This is a genomic window from Vibrio sp. 1CM2L, assembly GCF_023161695.1.
GTDB lineage: Bacteria > Pseudomonadota > Gammaproteobacteria > Enterobacterales > Vibrionaceae > Vibrio > Vibrio coralliirubri.
Genome location: NZ_JALNTT010000001.1, coordinates 805,611 through 823,612 on the forward strand (window position 1 = coordinate 805,611; position 18,002 = coordinate 823,612).

General features: G+C 46.8%; 23 protein-coding genes. 4 read left to right on the top strand and 19 right to left on the bottom strand.

The window, feature by feature from the left end; genetic code table 11:
• Nucleotides 1-17 precede the first annotated feature (17 nt).
• From flgA to MSG34_RS03500, 19 genes are all read right to left on the bottom strand, one after another.
• Nucleotides 18-725, bottom strand: coding sequence for a flagellar basal body P-ring formation chaperone FlgA (gene flgA / locus MSG34_RS03410; protein WP_048610364.1), 708 nt, complete (start codon nt 723-725; stop codon nt 18-20).
• 13 nt (nt 726-738) lie between these two features.
• The gene (locus MSG34_RS03415; RefSeq protein ID WP_248336292.1) at nt 739-1,158 is read right to left on the bottom strand and encodes a hypothetical protein; all 420 of its coding nucleotides are present in this window, start codon (nt 1,156-1,158) and stop codon (nt 739-741) included.
• Nucleotides 1,148-1,435, bottom strand: a complete 288-nt coding sequence (locus MSG34_RS03420) for a flagellar biosynthesis anti-sigma factor FlgM (RefSeq protein ID WP_061031954.1) — start codon at nt 1,433-1,435, stop codon at nt 1,148-1,150. Before MSG34_RS03420 ends, MSG34_RS03415 begins: the two co-directional genes overlap by 11 nt.
• 61 nt (nt 1,436-1,496) lie before the next feature.
• A complete protein-coding gene (locus MSG34_RS03425; protein ID WP_248336293.1) occupies nt 1,497-2,504 on the bottom strand; it encodes a hypothetical protein in 1,008 nt (335 codons plus the stop codon).
• 13 nt (nt 2,505-2,517) lie between these two features.
• Nucleotides 2,518-3,522, bottom strand: coding sequence for a FliG C-terminal domain-containing protein (locus tag MSG34_RS03430; protein ID WP_048610108.1), 1,005 nt, complete (start codon nt 3,520-3,522; stop codon nt 2,518-2,520).
• Nucleotides 3,523-3,555: 33 nt separating this feature from the next.
• Nucleotides 3,556-5,229, bottom strand: coding sequence for a flagellar basal-body MS-ring/collar protein FliF (fliF, locus tag MSG34_RS03435; protein ID WP_050651144.1), 1,674 nt, complete (start codon nt 5,227-5,229; stop codon nt 3,556-3,558).
• Between the two features lie 14 nt (nt 5,230-5,243).
• Nucleotides 5,244-5,618, bottom strand: a complete 375-nt coding sequence (locus tag MSG34_RS03440; protein WP_086968991.1) for a flagellar hook-basal body complex protein FliE — start codon at nt 5,616-5,618, stop codon at nt 5,244-5,246.
• 29 nt (nt 5,619-5,647) lie between these two features.
• Nucleotides 5,648-6,550 (bottom strand): OmpA family protein, encoded by a 903-nt coding sequence (locus MSG34_RS03445; protein ID WP_048610109.1) that lies wholly within the window; start codon nt 6,548-6,550, stop codon nt 5,648-5,650.
• Entirely contained in the window at nt 6,547-7,431 is an 885-nt protein-coding gene (gene flgL, locus MSG34_RS03450; protein WP_050643539.1) for a flagellar hook-associated protein FlgL, read from the bottom strand. Before flgL ends, MSG34_RS03445 begins: the two co-directional genes overlap by 4 nt.
• A gap of 10 nt (nt 7,432-7,441) precedes the next feature.
• Entirely contained in the window at nt 7,442-8,821 is a 1,380-nt protein-coding gene (flgK, locus tag MSG34_RS03455; protein WP_248336294.1) for a flagellar hook-associated protein FlgK, read from the bottom strand.
• On the bottom strand, nt 8,821-9,339 hold the full coding sequence (locus MSG34_RS03460) for a rod-binding protein (protein ID WP_157367449.1): 519 nt from the start codon (nt 9,337-9,339) through the stop codon (nt 8,821-8,823). Before MSG34_RS03460 ends, flgK begins: the two co-directional genes overlap by 1 nt.
• Nucleotides 9,339-10,466: a flagellar basal body P-ring protein FlgI gene (locus MSG34_RS03465; protein WP_248336295.1), complete on the bottom strand. Its 1,128-nt coding sequence runs from the start codon at nt 10,464-10,466 to the stop codon at nt 9,339-9,341. The genes MSG34_RS03460 and MSG34_RS03465 overlap by 1 nt, the downstream gene beginning before the upstream one ends.
• Entirely contained in the window at nt 10,466-11,188 is a 723-nt protein-coding gene (gene flgH / locus MSG34_RS03470) for a flagellar basal body L-ring protein FlgH (protein WP_282449630.1), read from the bottom strand. The genes MSG34_RS03465 and flgH overlap by 1 nt, the downstream gene beginning before the upstream one ends.
• A gap of 47 nt (nt 11,189-11,235) precedes the next feature.
• Nucleotides 11,236-12,021, bottom strand: a complete 786-nt coding sequence (gene flgG, locus MSG34_RS03475) for a flagellar basal-body rod protein FlgG (RefSeq protein ID WP_048610117.1) — start codon at nt 12,019-12,021, stop codon at nt 11,236-11,238.
• An 11-nt stretch (nt 12,022-12,032) separates the two neighbouring features.
• Nucleotides 12,033-12,767 (bottom strand): flagellar hook-basal body complex protein, encoded by a 735-nt coding sequence (locus MSG34_RS03480; protein WP_048610119.1) that lies wholly within the window; start codon nt 12,765-12,767, stop codon nt 12,033-12,035.
• 4 nt (nt 12,768-12,771) lie between these two features.
• Nucleotides 12,772-13,998 (bottom strand): flagellar hook protein FlgE, encoded by a 1,227-nt coding sequence (gene flgE / locus MSG34_RS03485; RefSeq protein WP_048610121.1) that lies wholly within the window; start codon nt 13,996-13,998, stop codon nt 12,772-12,774.
• A gap of 151 nt (nt 13,999-14,149) precedes the next feature.
• Entirely contained in the window at nt 14,150-14,818 is a 669-nt protein-coding gene (locus MSG34_RS03490) for a flagellar hook capping FlgD N-terminal domain-containing protein (RefSeq protein WP_248336296.1), read from the bottom strand.
• A gap of 36 nt (nt 14,819-14,854) precedes the next feature.
• Nucleotides 14,855-15,283: a flagellar basal body rod protein FlgC gene (gene flgC, locus MSG34_RS03495; protein WP_048610123.1), complete on the bottom strand. Its 429-nt coding sequence runs from the start codon at nt 15,281-15,283 to the stop codon at nt 14,855-14,857.
• 20 nt (nt 15,284-15,303) lie between these two features.
• Nucleotides 15,304-15,651 (bottom strand): flagellar basal body protein, encoded by a 348-nt coding sequence (locus tag MSG34_RS03500; protein ID WP_048610376.1) that lies wholly within the window; start codon nt 15,649-15,651, stop codon nt 15,304-15,306.
• Between the two features lie 171 nt (nt 15,652-15,822).
• On the opposite strand from MSG34_RS03500, the gene MSG34_RS03505 reads away from it, so the two are divergent.
• From MSG34_RS03505 to fliQ, 4 genes are read left to right on the top strand one after another with little or no spacing between them, the layout of a single operon-like run.
• On the top strand, nt 15,823-16,590 hold the full coding sequence (locus MSG34_RS03505) for a FliM/FliN family flagellar motor C-terminal domain-containing protein (RefSeq protein WP_048610125.1): 768 nt from the start codon (nt 15,823-15,825) through the stop codon (nt 16,588-16,590).
• Nucleotides 16,583-16,966: a FliM/FliN family flagellar motor switch protein gene (locus MSG34_RS03510; protein WP_048610127.1), complete on the top strand. Its 384-nt coding sequence runs from the start codon at nt 16,583-16,585 to the stop codon at nt 16,964-16,966. The genes MSG34_RS03505 and MSG34_RS03510 overlap by 8 nt, the downstream gene beginning before the upstream one ends.
• A 26-nt stretch (nt 16,967-16,992) precedes the next feature.
• Nucleotides 16,993-17,733, top strand: a complete 741-nt coding sequence (gene fliP / locus MSG34_RS03515; RefSeq protein ID WP_048610130.1) for a flagellar type III secretion system pore protein FliP — start codon at nt 16,993-16,995, stop codon at nt 17,731-17,733.
• Nucleotides 17,730-17,999, top strand: coding sequence for a flagellar biosynthesis protein FliQ (gene fliQ / locus MSG34_RS03520; protein WP_048610132.1), 270 nt, complete (start codon nt 17,730-17,732; stop codon nt 17,997-17,999). Before fliP ends, fliQ begins: the two co-directional genes overlap by 4 nt.
• Nucleotides 18,000-18,002 lie beyond the last annotated feature (3 nt).

An 18,002-nucleotide genomic window follows, 5' to 3' on the forward strand; every position in this document is an offset into this window, starting at 1 on the left:
GCTCATTGAATCTGATTTTAGAACACACGAACTCTGTTTTTTTCAATGACGACGCCGCGTAGTAACTTTCCAGACTGTCGATTCTTAACAGAGACCGTGTCGCCTATCAGCCCACTTTCTAACGCCATTCCTAACGTTTCTAAACGTATACGATTCGATTGAAAAACCACATCCACAGAGTGCCCCTTTTCAACGTCATAATCCAAATACATAGAGGAAGTGGTCAACAAACCTCCCTTGTTCACTGAGCGCTTAATTTTGCTACCAACGATTTCGCTGGCCTTGAAGAACACTTTTTGGTCTTTGTAGAGTTTGATCGGTTCAATCGTAATATCGTCATGCGTTAGCCGTTGGCCTTTCTTAAGTGCTTTATTAGCTGTCGCAGTCCAGACGGTTATTGTCGACGTTGAGGTCGCAGAAAGGGTCCATCTCTCAGGCGCACAGCGCACATTCCACTTTTGTTTGCCAAGCTTGATCTTGCTTCTATGGGTCACTTCAACAGACTCAGTACAGGGCGGTAACTGATGAATAGCCCGAGAAAAACGCAGCTGAACATCGAGTTGGTACTGTTGGGGATAGCGGTAACGAATGGTTTGCTCAATGAGCGAATGGATTTGAGTGGAGAGTTGCTGTTCAAGTGCAATGCTATCTGATTCTGCATTCACCTTGGTCACACAACCATAGACGAGCAGCAATGTACCAGCTAGCTTTAATAACCTAACCATACTCCGCCTCAGCCTAAACATTGACTCTTAATTGATGCTTACCAAGCGCCTCTTCCATTGCTTGATGCTGCATCACCATGACACTGCCTTGGCGCGCCAACTTGGTTTTACACTGGTTTATCGACTGCTCAATTTCTTCATCCAACGTTTGAACGCGTTGCAGTGCCTTTCCTTTAAGCCGAGCCTGCATGTTTTTTGCGTACTGTCGCTCTTTACAACCGAGCCGTTTGGCCAGAGAAAATCGCTTGGCGTCAGCGTCAGCTAGCCGTTGAGTCAGTGATGTGACCGCTTGATTGAGGGATTCCAGCTTCTGATACTCACGACTCAATATCGCAGCACGAATATCATCTAAACGTGCAGATAACTCGCCCGACAAAGCCAGCACATGCTGACCATAGTTAATATAACCAATCAGGTCACTTCTACGTTCCATGATCCAGTCTCGTAATGACTTTCGCTAACTCATCCATATCAAACACTAACTCTCCCGCGGAAATTTGCGCTTTTATCTGCTCGACTTTAGCCGTATCGATATCGTCTACACCGTCAAAAAGACTCTTGGTATTATCGAGTAACTCCACTTCATGCTGAGAGAGGTTAATCGGCTTCACCTTCGCTTTTTGATCGGGCTCGGTTTTTTTGTTTTGAACCACATCTACCTGAGTATGAGGCACAACGTGTTTCACATTGTCGACCTTAATTTGACTCATCTCTGCCTACCCATTTTGCTGCACTACTAATTAACTATAACGGCAGTATTTCGTCTCTATTTCACCTTTTTCTTAATAGTTTGATTACATTGTCTCTGGTTGGCCCACTAAAGCCGCGATGAATTGACCTAAGCGACAGCTCTGGGTTACTCACTAACTGATGCTTAAAGCTGCCTAATTTTTGCAACTCGGGGTGTGAACAAAACGCGATAAGCTGGTCAGCTTTTTGCCTTTTCATCTTCAACATTTTCGATAATGCCAAATACAGTTTATTAACCCGTTCAAGCAAGGCGTCGATTTGTTGATTTGAGCCCGGCTCATTGACCAACAAGCGACTGATGTCGTCCAACACGGGATAGCGAGCTTGAGCTGGCACCGCAATCGGAGGCCCTTCAGCATACCGACCACCTTGGCCTGAAACGAAAACCTGCCCATCCCACAAACGCCATTGTTGGTCCCGAATACCGATCACAAACTCTTGTTGTTCATTAATTCTGAGCTGCAAATGCGCATAAGCAAACATCATCTTGAATTGTTCTAGCAATACCTCTCTGTCTTCTGAACGTTCAAACGCCAACGGTATCAAACGGTTATTGATGTACAGAGAGACAACCTCATCACGAAACCGTTCTCGCTGTAAGTCGAGCCCCGGAATCGTAAATTCGATAAAAGGGTTGTCGCCTTGAATCGGTGCAAAACTTGAGTCCACGACGTAGTCACCAAACAATCTTTTCTGACTCCAAAACACCAATTTTTTCTTAATCACATCAATGTGATTGGCTTGTTCTGGGCTGTACTGGTTCAGTTCTGCTAACTGGCGCAGCTTAATCAATTCGCTCGCCACAGTTCGTAGCACTTCCCCCGCCATCATAAGCCTGCTGTACATTTTGTGAGAATCGGCAACCTCAGCAATCAGCTTAGGCCTTTCTTGCAAGTTCATTTGCACCATTTGCTGCCTAACGAGTGCATTGTTCGGCTTGTTACTGCTTAGCTTTTCCGGCTTTTTAATTTTTCCCGTCGTTGTCGGATTCACCTGATTTTTGCGCTGCGTAATACCCGTGAGTTTCATACCACATCTCCGATTAGGTCAACCTTGGCTCGTTAGCAAAGTTCAGCTTGATGATCTCTTCCGATTGCATTTGTTTGACGATATCAATGATATCTTTACGTGCTTGCTCAACCTGACTGACCGGCACAGCACCAATGCGTACCAGATTTTCTTTGAGCTCTGTCGATACCCGTTGTGGCATAGAGTTGATGATGTAAAGGCGACAATCTTTATTGGTACCTTTGAGTGCATATGCCCATTGCTCCAGGCTGACTCTTTCGTTAATCAGGTTGATGGTTTCTAGGTCTTGATTAAATAGGGTGAAGAAATCAAACATCGCCTCTTCCACCAGCTCTGCGGCTTCAGCGTCTTGATCATGAAGGAATTGGAATAAATTGCTTTTGTCACCGGAATAACGGTTGATAAGGTTCGCGACCACTTTCGAACCCTGCAGGCTGGCAGACCCGCCGCTGTGATAATTGACTTTGCAGCGATCGATAAGGTCTTTTAGTGTCTCCATCAGACCAGAGGTTAACACCTGTGTCTTAGAGATTTGCAGGATTAACGCATGGCACTCTTGTTCCTCATACTCCTCCATAACACGACCGCTGTATTCCAAAGGGAGGTGGGCAATCAATAGCGCTTGCAGGTTAATGTGCTCTTTCTTGAGATCATTGACCAAAAGCTCCGGAGGAATCCATGCCAGCTTTTCAGCATGTGAGCGGATCTCATCGCCATAAATCTCCGACACAAGATCTCTCGCCAAATTGCCGTTTAACGTCTTTTCCAGCACATTGGTGATGTATTGTCGTGTCCCGCCGAGAATCCCGGAGTGCTTACGAAAATCATCAAAAAAGCCCGACAAAGAGACCAGCGCATCTTTGGCTTTGATGTCCTTCATTTTACTCATGGCATGCGTGATCTGTTTGATCTCTTCATGAGTGAAGCCTTTGAGTACTTCAGAACCGATGTCCTCTCCCATGGTCAACACCAACATCGCGACGCCATCCACTGATTGATAGGTTTGTTTGCCATCCATGCACCTTCTCCCTACTGACTTTTATTTGGTTCGTTATGCTTGTATCCAAGTACGTAAAATCTCAGCCACCCTATTCGGGTCTTCTTTTGCGATTAATTTGAGATGTTTAATTTGAACTTCGAGTGGGCTATCCGCAGATGGCAAGTTGTCATCAAGCGCCTTAATACCGGTTGCATCAATACCTAACGATTCCAGTTTGGATTGTAAGGCTGCATCAGCGGCACGCTCTTCTTTGGTAATGACGTCATCGTATTCCATGCTTTCCGCTTCCAGCTCTTCTTGCTCCGCTGACTTAGTAAGGTATTGTGCTAGAGGTCGCAGCACTACCATGATCATCAAACCACTGAGCATCACTCCAAGTAGATATTTAAGAGGCTGCATAATATGCGTGTTCTCAAACCAAGCAATCGGGGCTTGCTCTGGAATACTGGCAATCACAAAAGGGAAGTGAGTGATGTGAATGCTGTCGCCGCGCTCGGTATTGAACCCTATTGCCGAACGAACCACATTCTCAACATTAGTAAGCTCTTCGGGTGTCCAAGTTTGATTGGGGTTCGCTAAGTCGTTCACCACAATAGAGACAGAGAGGTTCTGCAATACACCTTGCTGATGCTGAGTATGGCGAACCTTGCCACTCACCGCATAATCACGCGATGTTTCACTTCGATTGACCTTGGCGTTAGGCTCTGGTTGAGGCTCTCCATCGGTCACTGGTGGTGTGTTGCTCAATGCCCCCGGAATCCCGAGCGCCATCGACGACTCGTTCATGTCACTCAATAAGGTCTCTTTTCGAACCACAGGATCAGCGTAGATTTCTTCTGTTTCTTCAACCTTAGAAAAATTAATATCACTGGCAATTTGAACTCGAAAGTTGGCTGCACCGAGAATTGGGGTCAGCATGTCAGTCGCTTGAGCGACCAAGTTTTTTTCAAGGTTACGCTTGTAATCGGATTGCTTGCCAGTCGTCACGGTAATGTCCCCAACCGTCGCATCATTTGATAACAAACGACCATGTTGATCGACCACTCGCACATGTTCCGATTTAAGTCCAATAACCGCACCAGACACTAAGTTAATGATGGACTCAACCTGAGTCGGCTTAAGGTCCATCCCATTAATAATATGCACAATCACCGAGGCTCTCGGCTGCTCAGCGTCATCACGCATAAACAAACTTTCCTTCGGTATGGCCAAATGAACACGAGCCAAGCTCACTGCACTCATAGTGGTGATACTGCGTGCTAACTCGCCCTCTAGAGCATGGCGATAGCGAGCATTCTCCATAAACTGACTCTCGCCGAGGCTCTTTGAGCTATCTAGCGAATCAAAGCCACTCGGCAATTGTTCTTTTAATCCTTTAGACGCCAATATCATGCGGATTTTGGCGACATCACCTTCGGGAACCAGTATTTGCCCATCGTCCTGACTCAACTGGTAACGTATTGATTCCTCATCCAACATTTGCAGTACTTGGCTAGAATCGAAGTTCGCTGATTTGCTATAGAGAGGTCTAAACCGTTCTGATGACGTCCACAACATAATCACGATGATCGCCGCAGTAATCGTCGCAAAAATAGTGATGATAATGACGTTGCGTTGTGAACTCTGCCAAAACCTCGTGAGCCAACTAGAGGCCTCAGTGAGCTTCTCTTTGGCTACTCCCATATTATTGGTCAACGCGGGTTGAGTTTCTGCTTCTGCTGCCATCGCTAATCCCTAGCCTAAATTGGCATTTTTATGATGTCTTGAAAGTTGGACACCATCTTGTTGCGCACTTGCATCAATGCATTAAATGAGAGCTGAGCTTTCTGTGATGCGACCGTCGCTCCCAATAAATCATCGCTTTTACCTAACTCAACGGCGGTGATTTTTTCCGAAGCATGAGATTGGTATCTATCTACGGTATCGAGCACACTTTTCAAGGTGTTGCTGAACGCCAGTGAATTATCGGATACCGGGTTAACCGTGTGATTGTCATGCGTGATGCCTCTCACCATCGCTCCCGTGACAGCTTGGTTAGAGAACGGATTACTGGCAACCTCTTGCTGCTGCTCTATCTTCCCTAACATTGCTTGTTGCATTTGGACTGCAGTCATCTTTTCCATTGTTTACCCTCGCAGTTGCATCACTTGCGCACTAACCGAATCTCTACGCGACGATTCTTATCCCGGCCTTGCTGAGTCGTGTTGTCATACTTAGGATAACGATCACCGTGGCCACGTATCTCAATCATTTTCTTTGACACGCCATTGCCCATAAACCACTGCGCAACGTCGGATCCTCTCTGCTTTGAAAGTTGTAAATTAGCGACGGAATCACCGGAATTATCGGTGTAACCATCAATCAGGATTCTAATGATTCTCGAGTCTCGTTTGACCAAAGTGCTGATGTCATTAATGGTGCGTTTCTGCCCTTCGGTGAGTGACACCGCCCCTTGCTGAAAGCGCAATTCAACTCGACGCGCATGCTGGAAGTTGACCGGCGGCAAGCCATAACGGCACTCATTAAATTGCTCTAAAGCTGGCTTAAAGTTGGTGGTTGGGAAATAGACATCAAAGTCCATCGCATTAACGTTAAACCAAGCGCCACTTGCCATATCATCCAACATCAAGGTTGCGCCATCGTCTGTCACGAGAGCGGCCCCTTGCTTGTTTACTCTTTCGATGGTGGTTGTGGTGTAAGACTGGGACGTTCCCCAAACAGGCTCTGTAGTATTGAATGACGTTGATGTCGGAAGTGAACGCACACCACGCTTTTCCACTCTGACCTCCATCGGGCTTGCCGCCAACAAAATGAATTGCACAGAAAACCCGGTGTGAGGATCGAAAGAGTTCAGTTCACACTGATCGACAGACTCTGTGAACCGCCACTCGACACTATCGAACGGAACAATGTAGCGCTGCGCCAAAACCTGAGTCGACAGCATCACTCCCCAGCCTATTAGCAAAACGCCTAGCATCTTGCCAAGGGCACGGCGAAAGACAGAGGAAGTGCCCAAGCTAGCGGTTGCCCAAAAGTACTTATTCATAACAAATCAAACAGTGAAATTCCGGCAACACGCGCAAAGGTTTTTTGCGTAGCTTCTAGCGCGATCATACCTTGGTTAAGTTCAACGGATGCCTCTGCATAATCGAGTTCCTCTAGCTCAGAGCGAACGGTTTCTGCAAAGAACACCATATCGATACTGGTCTCTTTCAACCTGTCTAAGGCGTTGTATTGACTCCCAATATCAGTTAATGAAACCAACAAGCTTTGATGAAGCGCTTGGTTGGTATTGAGCGCATTATCTAAAGCAGCAGTAAATCCCCCAGTTGGAAGCTCCAATTCTGCTATCGCATTGTCTAAATCAGTAAAAATTGCACTGCTACCTATGGTGTCGGTGATGGTTAAGTTACTCGGTACGTACTGATTATCACCGACCTTAGTCTCGCGATAATCTGAATTGGGGTTTAAGGCATAAGGCGGTGTTGTAGCGATCGCAGGGGTGCTGATATCCGTTCCTGAAAAGAGATAACTGCCATCATTGGCTTGGTTCAATGTGTTCAACATTTCCGTTTTGAGGGACTTAAGTTCTAGCACTATCCCCGCTCTACTCTGTGAATCAAGCGTACCGTTTTTCCCTTGTAGGAGCAGTTCGTTCACTTGTTGAGAGAGCTCCTCAAGCGTGTTGACGTTAGTTTCGTAGCGCGTCAGCTGTGACTGCACATTTTCGATATTGCGTTGGTACTGCTGATTGTCAGAGACGGTCTTTTTGAGCCCTTCAAGGCGCACAGCGGCAATCGGGTCATCGGATAAATGATTGATCTTCAGCCCCGTCGACATTTGCTCAAAAACTTTGTTCAAGCGGATATTGTTGTCCATTAATGAACGCTGCATCACCGCGTTAAATTGGGAGTCCGTTACACGCATCACTTTTCTCCTAGAATGCTCTTAGCAAGGTCTGAAACATCTGATTCGCCGTACTAATGATTTTCATGTTGGCCTCATAAGCGTTGAGGTACAGCAGCATGTTGGCGGCCTCTTCATCGGAATTAACCGCACTGACACTGTCTCTCGCCACTTGTGCGTCTTCCATGCTGACTTGAGCTGCCGTTGCCTCGCTCTGCGCCTGTCGAGTGAAAATACCGATATCACCGAGTAACCCTGAATAGGCGCTGTAGGGTGTTTCTCCCACCACAGAGCCAGTGGTTAGTGGTGTTTGTGACAACATCGATAGGTCTTTCAACACGTCGCCGTTTCCGGCAAGGGTCGCACTCGATGAAAAGGCTAAGTCTTGTGCAGTGAGGTTAGGATCAATCGCCAAAGATAAGGCTTCACTGCCTGGGGTGTAGGTAAACAAGTTCTGACCAGCTACGCCATTAAGATCAAACCCTGAATTCAATGCAGTATTCACTCCATCAGCCAAGCCTTTGGCAAGATCTGCTAACAGCGTTTGGATGGGATCGTATTGGTTCGTTTTTAGCGCTTCGAGCGCCCCTAACTCTCCACCTAACGAAGCATCAACAGGCGTCGTCATCGACTGAAAGGTAATGTTAAGATCCGTGCTGTAAGGATCGCCACTGGATAGGTCTCGCTCAAGCGATGCGGAATAACCACCAATTACTAAAGGCTGACCGTTTGGTGTCGAGAGTTCGACGCCGCCATTGGTGTAGATCACCTTAACATCGAGAGACTTAGAGAGTTCATTGAGGTGTTTATCCATCGCATCTTGTAAGCCACCAACGCTCTTGCCGAGCAGCGCATCTTCTTGCAGTTTTTGGTTTAGGGAAGCAATGCTTTCTAATTGGCTATTCACGTGGGTAACCAGTGCGCCATAACGCTCACTTTGCGCGGCTTCTTGCTGACTCAGCTGCGCGGATACGGCGTTAAACTGCTGCGCTAAAGCATCAGCATTTGTCAGTACTTGCTGGCGAAAAGCGACGCTTTCAGGTGTCACACTGGCCTCATCAATGGTAGCAAAAAATCCATTCATTCCCTGTGTGAGGCTAAGTCCATCAGCTCCTAACAAGTTCTCCAAATTGGACAAACCATTAAAATAGCTTTGGCTATATTGGGCAGATTCCGTCGCTTCTCTTAGTCGATTAATAGACGATTGATCGGCAATCCGCAGGATATCGCTAACCTCAACGCCGGAGCCTAAGTTAATACCATTCACGGCATTGCCAGATAAACTGGCTTCCATCGTCACGATTTGACGGCTATACCCAGGGGTATTCACATTAGCGGTATTTTGCGCCGTTGTATTGAGAGCTACACGGTTGGCGAGTGCACCACTTAATCCGATGTTGGTCATTCCCATTACTGATTCTCCTTATCAAAAGGTCGGCCGATAACTTGTGATGACAACTGTTTAAAAATCATCTCGGCTAATCCAAACGACGATTGACGACTGATTCGTTGTGCAAGCTGAGCATCTAGCATGCCCTGAAACATATCGTCTGATTTCATCGACAACGGATTATCTTTGTCACTAAGCGCTTGGCTGGCAGAGCGCATTCGGGTCAGCATTTGTTGTAAAAACAACGCCTCAAACTGCTGTGAAGCCGCTAATAATCCTGAGGCAGAGTTGTCATGCTTCAATTTAGCAAGCGCGTTGTTGTCTAAGTAAAAGTTGGTCATAGCTTGACTTGAACCTGCGCTGGCTTTCGCCATGTGCACCGTTTCAGGCGCTCTATTCATCATTAATCTTGCAAATGGCAGCGGATGATCAGCATGTTTAACCGACGCTGCCATTTTTGGGTTGTCCAGTATTGGCGTCGCTTGGTTACTCGATATCGGTTCAAGCGCCACGTGAGTCAAAGCCGTTAGATTCGTCATTAGATCACCACCAAGTCACCGTTAATGGCACCTATCTCATCGAGTGCCTGCAAAATTTGCATAAGCGCTTCTGGTGTCGCACCAATGTTGTTAATCGCATCAACGATCTCTTGCAGATTGGTCCCTTTCGGCCAAACCATAGTGGTCCCATCTTCCTCATCAACACTCACTTGAGAGTTCTGAATAATCGCGGTTTCTCCAGCAGTATTGAAAGCACCGCCAGGTTGAGAAACAGATTGAGATTCCAATATCGTCACGGTAATCCCGCCTTGACTGACCGCCGCTTCAGACACCGTCACGTTCTGGCTGATCACCACAGTTCCGGTGCGAGAGTTGAACACGACCTTAGGCAGTCGTCGCCCCTCTTCAACCTCAAGCTCTTGAATCATGGCAACAAACATCACTCGGTCTTCGCTATCAATCGGGGCAGAGACTTGGATCTGACCTTTATTGAGCGCTTTGGCTACCTGCCCGCCGAACATCTTATTAATGGCTTTGGAAACATTGAGCGCGGTTTCGTAATTCGGTTGTTTGAGTTGCAAGCGTATCGTTGGCTCTAAATCAGTACCGGTCGAGACCTCACGCTCCAAGGTCGCGCCATTGGGAATGCGCCCGACGGTCGGTGTGTTTCTTGTAATGCTGGTTCCGTTTTCACCGGTAGCATTGAAGCCACCAACAACTAGGCTGCCTTGTGCTATTGCGTACACTTCGCCATCGATACCTCGTAATGGAGTCAGCAATAAGGTGCCGCCGCGCAAGCTTTTTGCATCCCCCAATGAAGACACCGTCACCGTCAGGGTTTGACCTGCCCCTTGGTGAGGCTCCACCATGGCTGTGACACTAACGGCGGCGACATTTTTCAGTTTAGGGTTGGTGGAATCATCCAGTTGCACCCCAAATTGTTTGATCATGTTAACCACCGATTGTTGCGTGAATTTCACTTGCGATTTATCGCCAGACCCGTCCAAGCCAACAACTAATCCATAGCCAATAAGTTGGTTTTGTCTGTCTCCATACACCTCTGCGACTTCAGCAATCGGCCGCGCTGCATCGACCACCGAAGTAAAACAGAGCAAGCACCAAGGCAACGCCAACGAGGTTAAGTAGAAGCGAATTAGGGAACTCATTAGAATGGCATCCATGGCGAATTGAAGAACTGGGTCAACCAACCTGCAGTATTGGTATCAGCAAACGAACCGCGGCCAGCATAAGTGATTCTTGCATCAGCGATTCGCTGGGAGGAGAGGGTGTTGTCTGCCTGAATATCATCGACCCTGACATTGCCGGTCAGACGAATATATTCGTCCCCTTGGTTGAGCTTGAGCCACTTTTCACCTCTTACCCTAAGCACACCATTGGGCAGGACGTTGTAAACGGTGACAGTAATAGAGCCTGACAAGCTGTTGCCTTGCTTTGAGGCAGCTGCACCATCAAAATCACGCGTGGCATCAACGGAAGCGCTCACGTCATCAAACGTCTTGTTGCCCAATGTGGGCGCGGTAATGTTGGCACTGGAATCTTTGCCATATTGAGTTGAGGCACTCTTATCTGACTCTGTCTTTTCATCCAACAACACCGTTAAAATATCGCCCACACGGTACGCTCTTCGATCTTGAAACAGGGTCATCGAGGTGGTGCCCGTATAAAGGCTGCCTTTGCTGACTCTTGTCACTTGATAGTCCAGCTCTGGCGGTGCATACGCTTCATCATTCGGCGATGGTGGAATAAAATCGTCTTGGCGACCAGCACAGCCGGCAACCATCACCACCAGCAAGGTAACTATGGTGAGGTAATAAATCACACAGATTGCATGCGCCTTACCCAACCCTGGCTTGATTGACTTTTCCATGTCAGAACTCCCTAACGACCATCGCTATTCGCTCGTTAAAGCGAAAGCTATGATTGTTGCGCGATGTACTGCAGCATCTCATCGGCTGCGCTGACCATCTTGGCGCTCATCTCATAAGCGCGTTGGGTGGCGATCATATCGACCATCTCTTCCACCACCTGTACGTTCGACCCTTCAAGTGCTCCTTGTTTTAATTGGCCTGAACCTTCTGTTCCGGCGACGAGCTCTACCGCTTCACCTGAACCTTCAGTTTCAATAAATAGGTTTCCCCCTTGAGCAGAAAGCCCCGCAGGATTCATGAATTTAACGATGGTAATTTGCCCTAGGTCTTCAGGGTTAACTTGGCCCGGTATCGTGGCGCTGACCACACCATCAGCAGTAATGCTGACTAGGGTCGCTTCTGGAGGAATGACAACTTCAGGAATCAAAGGATAGCCTTGCGTGTTGACTAGCTGCCCATCAGAGTTAGTTTGAAATTGCCCATTTCGGGTATAAAGCAGTTCTCCTTCTGAGTTCTCTATCTGGAAAAAACCATCCCCCAAAATAGCCAAATCAAACTGTTGATTCGTATTCTGAATATTCCCTTGGGTAAACACTTTCTCGGTGCCGACCACTCGAACACCATTACCAAGCTGAATACCTGTTGGATGTTCATTGAGCTCTGTGGTTTCGGTACCCGCTTGTTTATCGACGCTATAAAAAAGATCTTCGAACACCACGCGGTCACGCTTGAAACCCACCGTATTGATATTGGCAAGGTTGTTCGAAATAGCCGTCATTTTTGCATCTTGTGCGGCCATCCCTGTTTTGGATATCCATAAGGCACTGTGCATAATTCCCTTCCTTAAGCTTTGAGAAGCTTATTGCCTATCTGAGCGATTTCATCTGCAGATGCCATCACTTCAATTTGCATTTCGTATTGTCGAGTCAGCGACATAATGCTGACCAACTCTTCTAAACTGGAGACATTACTCGCTTCTAAATAACCAGAACGAACCTGAACGGTAAAATCTTCAGCCAATGCTTGCCCACCTTTCGGAACAAAATGACCACTGGCATGCATGGTCATTTGCTCATTCTCAGGCTTAACCAGCTTGAGGGCGCCAACCTCTAGCGACGCCTCACCACCAATTGGGGTAATAGACACCAACCCATTCGAGCTCACCGACACAAACTCAAAATCGGGTAACACCATTGGACCTTCTGTCGACATCACCCGACGCTCACCAAGATAGAGTTGCCCATTACCATCCAATCGAAAATTACCCGCCCGGGTAAAGAGCTGAGCAGGTTCATCTTCTAGCCCTTCGAGCGTAATAAAACCATCACCATTGATCGCAATATCCAATGGTCGCTCTGTACGTATATCTTCACCCTGAGCAAAGTTATTAATCGATGAGTTGGTTCTAGACGTGACGGAAGTCAGAAAGCCTGAGCCCTCAAGGCGCATCGGTGTTGAGTGCTCCATTAAGGCTTTAAAACCTACGGTATCCGCATGTGACAGATTATTTGCGCGAACGTGCTGAGCGAGCATGGTTCGCTCTGCACCTTTCGCTGCACTGAATAGAATAGGATTCATAACGCTACACCACGTTGAACAAAGCTTGCGTCAATTGATCCGATGTCGATATCGACTTGGTATTGGCTTGATAGTTACGTTGAGCCGTCATCAAGGCCACCAATTCAGACGTCAGATCGACGTTAGAACCTTCGAGTGCACCAGAAGTCAAATCACCGAATACCCCACTGCCCGCGGTACCAAGAACTGGCGTACCGGAACTGAAGCTTTGCAACCAAGCGGTATCACTGGTTTTGATCATGTTTTGAGGAGAAGCAAAGTCGGCAAGCACCACCTGACCTTGCAATTGAGATTGGCCGTTGGTGTAGGTCGCAAATATACGGCCATCGTTTTCCATACGAACACTGGCATAGTCACCAGAGGTATAACCATTCGGGCTATTTTTGGAGACAACGAAGTCACTACCAAATTGAGTGACCGCAGCAAGGTCAATATTAACCGTAACACTGTTCGCCCCATTCGCAGGGTCAAAACTGACTGAATAATTTCCCCCTGACGAAATGGTGCCATCGGCATTAAAAGTAAAATTTGCTGTGTCTGTTGCAGTTGGTGACGCGGCAGGTATCAAGGCATCAGCGCCATCAATCGCTTTACCATCGACCAAAACATGGACATCCCAATCATTGGATGCACCTTTTACAAAGTACTGACTCACCGTATGTGGGTTACCTAGAGAGTCATAAACTGGAGTGGTATAGGAATGGTTGTAGGTGGATGAATCACTGTAATCAAATGCGGTGGCGGGAACTTGCTCTCTGGCATCTAAATTGGCAACAAACTCAATGGCATCTGTTTCCCTAGCCTGCAAGGATGCAGTACTGATCTGCACGGTGCCTACCGACCCCAACAGCAGGTTATTATTGCCATCAACCGAGTAACCTTGCAGAGCCGCACCACTATTTGCTGTGATCACGCCATCGGCATTCATGTTGAAAATACCAGAACGGGTATAGAGGGTTTGCCCTTTACTGTCTTCAAGCACAAAGAAGCCATTACCACTCAATGCCATATCCAGAGATCGCCCTGTACCTGTAACCGTTCCACTTTTTTCAAAGTTTTGCGAAACCCCAACCACTTCAACGCCACCAGCTTCACTACCGCTATAAACGGAAGCAAACTCGGTTCTCGACTCTTTAAAACCTGTCGTAGAAACATTAGCAATATTATTCGAAATGGTGTTCAGCTCTGAGTTCGAGGCATTAAGCCCGCTCAGTGCAATACTAAAACTCATAATGTCTTCCTCTTCACGCTAAAGAGGCTATCTCCGCAGGTTTACTTAGCTAGCGAAGAACGACAGCCGCCATCTTACTTACTTTAAAAAACAAACTAAAACCGGCAAAAGCCGAAAAATATAGCGAAAATCTTTTAACCTATTTCAAACTTTACTCATTTGAGAAGGCAGCAACGTCATAAAACGCCACCATGCCAACTCCCTTTACCTGCAAGTGACTGGTACCACCGATTAGAGGTGTCGTCACATGTTCCACTTGGCCATGCTGATAAATCGATGGCTGATAATCTTGTCCACTGTCCAATTTGATACGCATTTGGTACTCACCCGTCAGCCCCATGGCTTGCGCATCCAATGTGTAATCCACTCGCCCTGCACTGTTCGAGCCAAGGTTCATCGACTTAACGTTACCAAGTGAGTCAACTAACTCCAGTATCACGGTATTCGATGGCGCCTGTAACTCAACGTATCCCGCATGCTGATCAACACCCGATGCAGACAAGCGATCACTTTTTACCGTCACTGTTTTATCAATCAGCGCGGCGGTGCTAAGCACTTGTAAGTTATCGAGCATTGTCGAGTTGTTTTGCGTCAGCTGAACAAGGTTTTCTGTACTTTCAACCTGAGAGAACTGCGCCAACTGTGCGACATATTCCGTGCCGTCAGTTGGGTTGAGTGGATCTTGATTTTCAATCTGAGCCACCATTAAAGTAATGAACTCATTCTTTAATGCACTCGCACTATTCGGATTATCTTGAGGGGTGATCGTTGACGCAGACTCAATATTATTGACCTGCGCCGCACCGGATATCGTCGTCATGGTGTAATTCCTCTGGCGTCATTGGCAGCAGTTACATTAACTACGCCAAAGCCCCATCAGTGATTGTTGCATCGACTTTACGTTGCCGAGCACTTCTACGCTGGCTTCAAAACTACGAGTAGCCGATATCATGTCAGCCATTTCGTTAACGACATTAATGCCAGAGTAATAAACATACCCTTCGTCATTGGAGAGAGGATTGTTGGGCTCATAACGGCCTTCCATCATTGAAGAGACTTCAACAACATCGGCAATGCGAATCGGCACCACACCTTGCTGTTGAGTTTGCTGTGCATTGAAGTGGTTATAGACTGCTGAGAAAATCGGTTTCAGCGGTTTATAGACTTTTGATGGGTCACCAGATACTGAATCGGCATTCGCCAAATTACTGGAGATAGTATTAAGCCTGACGGTCTGTGCACTCATCGCTGAGCCTGCCGTCTCGTAGATACCTAAGAAAGCCATGATGTCCCTACCTAATTCACTTATTGTCCCTTGATGGCAGACTTTATCCCGTTGATCTTAGACTGCAAAAACGCAAGGCTCTGATGATAATCCATCACATTTTTCGCGAACCTAGCTTGCTCATTTTCTAGCTCAACAGTGTTGCCATCTCGTGTTCTTTGCACAGGAATCCGATATTGAGCCGTCGTACCTATGTACCAGTCTTTTGAGTGACCAATACCACTGAGTACCGCCTCGAATCTCAGATCCATCGCTTTGTAATTAGGCGTGTCCACGTTAGCAATATTGGAGCTCAATACTGCCGCTCTGTCCAAACGAAACTGCACCATTTTGGGGTGTACCCCAAGCGCATCGTCTAAGTGAATCATTGCCCTAGCCTCGTCGTTGTTTGGCCTTAATCCTTTTAAGAAGTAGGCCTTTAACTTTTTATATTTTCTCTCACAACCGAAGTTGAAATGAGATTGCTTTAACCTATAGTTAGGATTAATTAGCGTGTCAAATTTGAGAATGACCGCAAAAACCAACAATTGGTACTTGACATGAAGAAGTTATCATTGACTGAATTCGGAAATCCGAGCATAAAAATGCGTAAGTTTCTGTTAAGACACTCAAGCCATTTCTCTACAGAAATTATTGATATTTTTAAATTTAACTTTGCGGGCCGTCACGTAAAAGCCACGTTTTCAGAAGCTCGTCGACCTCCAGCAAATAGCATCAAAACCGTTCTTCATATTGAGGAATTTGGGCATGTTTTTTTCTTTATTGCGCCACAAGCTGCCGATATTCTGCTACACAAGCACCTCAACAACCCGTTACCACTCAAGAAATCAAAGCGTAGCAATAACGACATTGCGCTAACCCAAACCCACCTAAGGCTTTTTCAAAAATTCGCCATGGCGATAACCAACGCACTGACTGCCGATGCCAATCACTACGCCATTGAGCACACCGACCATCAGCCCTCTGACATTGGTGTCACCATTACGTTTGAGTTCGACGACCAACAGCTCGATCTGACCTTCATGATCGACAACAAATACGTGAAAAAGCTGCGCGACATGATGGAAAGTAACGAAACCTTTGATCGGGAAGAGATACTCGACAACTTACGCTATCAGCCCGTTGAACTAGGGTGCGTCATGCTTCACCGGCAGTGCACACTCCATGAGCTTTCTCAGCTAAAACCCGGGGATTTTATGCCCATGACCTTGTGCAAAAACCTCACGGTCAAGGTCAACGGACACCCTACTTTTTTTGGCAAACTTCAATCCATAAACTCTGAACTGGGAGTCGAAATCGATGGCTAACGACAAAGAGACACACAACATTGACAGCTCAATGAGCGACTTAAACCTTCATGATGAATTACCAGATCTTGATGACTTAGATTTGGATGATCTTACCGACGACTTGGACTTGGGAGACGACAAAGAGCATATGAGTAACATCTCTCTGCTAAAAAGTATCCCTGTCGACATCACCGTTGAGGTTGCACGTAAGACATTGATATTAGATGAGCTACTGAATTTAAAAGCAGGCAGTGTCGTGATGCTGGAAAAACATGAAGGCGACCCCGTCGATATCAAGATCAATGGCACCGCGTTTGGCACAGGGGAGATAGTATCCAAGAATGGTCAGTATGGCGTTAGATTACTGAGCATCATCAAGAAACCGAGTAAGTAGCTCCTTTGAATAACGCAAAGAGTACGATGCCAAAACGAATATTCTTCACGCTAGCTTTTGCGTTATTCGCGAGTACATCGCACGCAGAAGGGCTGACGATTCTCAGTGAAACAACCACATCTGACGGAACTGAATACAGCATTAAATTGCAGATTCTAATCCTGATGACATTACTGAGCTTCGTTCCAGCTTTCGTGATCATGTGCACCAGTTTCACGCGAATCGTCATTGTCTTGGCCATTTTAAGGCAAGCGCTCGGCCTGCAACAAACGCCGCCAAATCAGGTGCTTGTGGGGATTGCACTCATTTTTACTTTGCTGATCATGAGGCCAGTCTGGACCAAGATTTACGATACCGCTTACATTCCATACTCGAACGATGAAGTGTCCTTGATGGAAGCGTTAGCCACAGCAGAAAAGCCGCTGCGTCGATACATGTTGGACCAAACGCAACGTAAGGCACTCGAACAAGTCTCCAAAATCGCAGGCGAAACCTCCATAGAATCCGATCAAGATATTCCCTTCTTAGTATTACTGCCGGCTTATCTACTGAGCGAGCTCAAGGCCGCCTTTCAAATTGGCTTTATGTTGTTTTTGCCCTTTCTTGTTATCGACTTAGTGGTGGCTTCTGTTCTGATGTCGATGGGGATGATGATGTTGTCACCCTTGATTGTCTCTCTGCCTTTTAAACTGCTGGTTTTTGTCATCGTCGATGGCTGGGGCTTACTCATGGGGAGTTTAGCCAACAGTTTTTGGATAAGTGGATGAGTCCGGAAGAAGCCGTCACTCTGGTAAGCCAAGCAATCTGGCTGATCATTCTTATGGTGTCGGTTCTTATTGTGCCTAGCCTTGTCGTGGGTTTGGTCGTCGCAATTTTCCAAGCGGTAACTCAAGTCAATGAACAAACCCTTAGCTTCCTTCCTAGGCTATTAGTAACTCTGTTATGCATCATTCTTTCAGGCCATTGGTTATTACAAGAGATCAACGACCTATTCTTGTTTATCTTCAATACGATACCAAGCAAGGTTGGCTAGCCC